Annotated in this window: 2 protein-coding genes and 1 pseudogene; 2 read left to right on the top strand and 1 reads right to left on the bottom strand. The window is 68.8% G+C overall.

Annotation, left to right across the window (positions count from 1 at the left end; genetic code table 11):
- Nucleotides 1-260 (bottom strand): annotated as a pseudogene (locus Y706_RS29450) (hypothetical protein); the annotation flags it as partial.
- A gap of 243 nt (nucleotides 261-503) precedes the next feature.
- Here Y706_RS29450 and Y706_RS0119580 point away from each other — a divergent pair.
- Both Y706_RS0119580 and Y706_RS26600 read left to right on the top strand, forming a co-directional pair.
- Entirely contained in the window at nucleotides 504-1244 is a 741-nt protein-coding gene (locus tag Y706_RS0119580) for a response regulator transcription factor (protein ID WP_028277922.1), read from the top strand.
- Between the two features lie 21 nt (nucleotides 1245-1265).
- A partial coding sequence (locus Y706_RS26600; RefSeq protein ID WP_043436565.1) for a sensor histidine kinase occupies nucleotides 1266-2853 on the top strand: 1588 nt, incomplete at its 3' end.

The following is a 2853-nucleotide window of genomic DNA, read 5'->3' as shown; positions in this document are numbered from 1 at the left end:
CCTGCTTCCGGCCGCCCGGCGTCAGAGTGCCCGCCGCCGGTGCGTCCGGCGTCAGCCTGTCCGGCGTCAGCGTGTCCGGCATCGGCGTGCCCGGTTTGGACTGTTCCGCCGTCGGTGTGTCCGGCGCCGAACTGCCAGGCAGTACGGGGTGTGGTTACGGGCGCGGGCGCCGCTGGCGCGCCGGTGGTGGGCGTGGGGGCGGGTACGGGGGCTGACTCGGGGGCTGCTCCGGAACCGGCTCCGGGATGCTGAGCGCTCATGGTGTTTCTCCTTTAGGGTGCGGATCGGTGTTCACCCCAGCGTGGTGAGCGATCCTGTGCTTGGGCTGTGCGGGCCGACAGCCCGGCCTGTGACGTTGGCGCCGGACCGGAAGGGCGGATTGAACATGGCCGTTGCGGCCCGTACGGTCCCGCAACGGCATCCAGCTCGCTAGGCTGGGATTCACAGGTGCCGCACAGGGTCCCCAAAGCCCCGCCTAACCGGCAGATCGGAGAGTTGTCCCCATGGCCACTTCGCACTCCATGACCAACAACCTTCCCCAGCTCACGCATCCGGACGGCTCCCCCATCCGCGCCCTCGTGGTGGATGACGAGCCCAGCCTCTCCGAGCTCATGAGCATGGGGCTGCGGATGGCCGGCTGGTCCGTGGCCGTGGCCGAGGACGGGCCTGGAGCCGTCCGGCTCGCCAAGGAGTTCCGCCCCGACGTGCTGGTGCTGGACGTGATGTTGCCCGGGTTCGACGGCGTCGAACTGCTGAACAGGATCCGCGTGTTCGCGCCTGAGGTGCCGGCGCTGTTCCTCACCGCCAAGGATGCCGTTCAGGACCGCATCACCGGACTGGCGGCCGGCGGCGATGACTACGTCACCAAGCCGTTCAGCATGGAAGAGGTGCTGCTGCGCCTGCACCGGCTGGTCCAGCGCTCCGGAGTGGCCGCCATGGACACCGCCGAACTCGTGGTGGGAGACCTCGTGCTCAACGTCGACACCCGCGAAGTCACCCGGGCCGGTGAGGAAATGCACCTGACCGCCACGCAGTTCGAGCTGCTGCGCTACCTCATGGAAAACCCGAAACGGGTCATCAGCAAAGCCCAGATCCTGGACCGCGTCTGGGACTACGACTTCGGCGGGCAGGCGAACATCGTGGAACTGTACATTTCCTACCTCCGCAAGAAGGTCGACGCCAACCACGCCCCCATGATCCACACGGTGCGCGGAGCCGGGTACGTCCTGAAACCGGCGGACTGATCCGTGCCCTCACTTTCCGGCATGACCCGCGTCCCCGGACGCGACTGGCGCAACCCGTCGACGTGGCATTTGCGCACCCGGCTGGTCCTGGTCGCCATGGCGCTGCTCGTGGCCATCTGCGGCGCTGTGGGCTTGTTTAGCTACGCCTCCATGGACCTCTTCCTCACCCGGCAGCTCGAGACCCAGCTGGACCAGGCCTCGCACCGTTCGAGCGAGTTCGGCCGGCCGTCCTCGGACGATTCGGGCAGGCGCCCCGACCCCCTCGAGGCCCGGGGACAGGGCGTCGGGACGCTTAACGCACGGATAGTGGACGGCGAAGTCAGCAGGGCCGGATTCCTGGCCGGGGACGGCGCGGTCAAGAACCTCTCCCCCGCCGACAACAAGGCCCTCCTGGCCCTCACCCCGAGCGGCGTGTCCGTGGACCGCATCCTTTCGGCCGGCGCCTACCGGCTCACGGCCGCGCGCACACCGTACGGCGACGTGATCGTGACCGGACTCCCGCTGGCAGAAAAACAAAACACCCTGGCCTCCCTGGTCTGGACCATGGTGGTCGTGTCCGCAGGCGGGCTCGTGCTGATCGGGCTCGCCGGAACTGCCCTGATCCGGCGGACCATGAAGCCGCTGGAACAGCTCTCCGAGGTCGCCACCAAGGTCTCCCGTCTCCCGCTGGACGCCGGCGAGGTGGCGCTCGGGGTCCGCGTCCCGACGTCGGCGGCCCATCCCGGAACGGAAGTGGGCAGCGTGGGCTACGCGCTGAACAAGATGCTGGATAACGTCTCCAACGCTCTCGAGGCGCGGCAGGAGAGCGAGATGAAGGTCCGGCAGTTTGTCGCCGACGCCTCGCACGAACTCCGCACGCCGCTGACGGCCATCCGCGGCTACACGGAGCTGATGCGGATGACCGAGCATTTCACCCCCGACGGCGAGAGGTCCCTCGCCCGTGTGCAAAGCCAGTCCGAGCGGATGACCACGCTCGTGGAGGACCTGCTGCTGCTGGCACGCCTGGACGAGGGGCAGCCGCTCAAAATCTCCGATGTCGACCTCACCCAACTGGCCATCGAGACGGTCAGCGATGAGAAAGTCATGGCCCCGGACCGCATCTGGCAACTGGAACTTCCGGACGAGCCCGTGGTGGTGCGCGGTGATGCGACCCAGCTTCACCAGGTCCTCGCCAACCTGCTGTCCAATGCGCGCAAGCACACGGAACCCGGGACCAAGGTGGTCACGGGCGTCATGCGCTCGGCTGACGGCAGTGCCGTGGTCACCGTGACAGACAACGGCAGCGGCATCGCCCCGGAATTTATCGGCCGGGTCTTCGCCCGCTTCGCCCGGGCCGACGCCTCGCGCACCAATCCGGCGTCGAACCCCGCAGCCGTCCCCGCCGATTCTGCCGTCGCGACGGCGAGGGTCGGGTCCGGGGCCCCCGCACGCTCGTCCTCCGGCGCCGTTTCCGGCAGCCGCGGAGGTCACGGCACGGCGACCGCCGCGCCGACGTCCGAGGGCACCAGCGGATTGGGCCTGTCCATTGTCCAGTCGATCGTGGAGGCCCACGGAGGAACAGTCGAGGTCACGTCCCGGCCGGGCCGCACGGAGTTCGCCGTGCGGCTGC

The organism is Arthrobacter sp. I3, assembly GCF_000520575.1.
Classification (GTDB): Bacteria; Actinomycetota; Actinomycetes; order Actinomycetales; family Micrococcaceae; genus Arthrobacter; species Arthrobacter humicola_A.
Note: the sequence above shows the minus strand (reverse complement) of the source record. Positions and strands in the feature narration are given on the sequence as shown.

Excerpts from the sequence above, each read along its gene's own strand:
- Y706_RS0119580 (WP_028277922.1), top strand. The coding sequence starts at position 504 with ATGGCCACTTCGCACTCCATGACCAACAACCTTCCCCAGCTCACGCAT.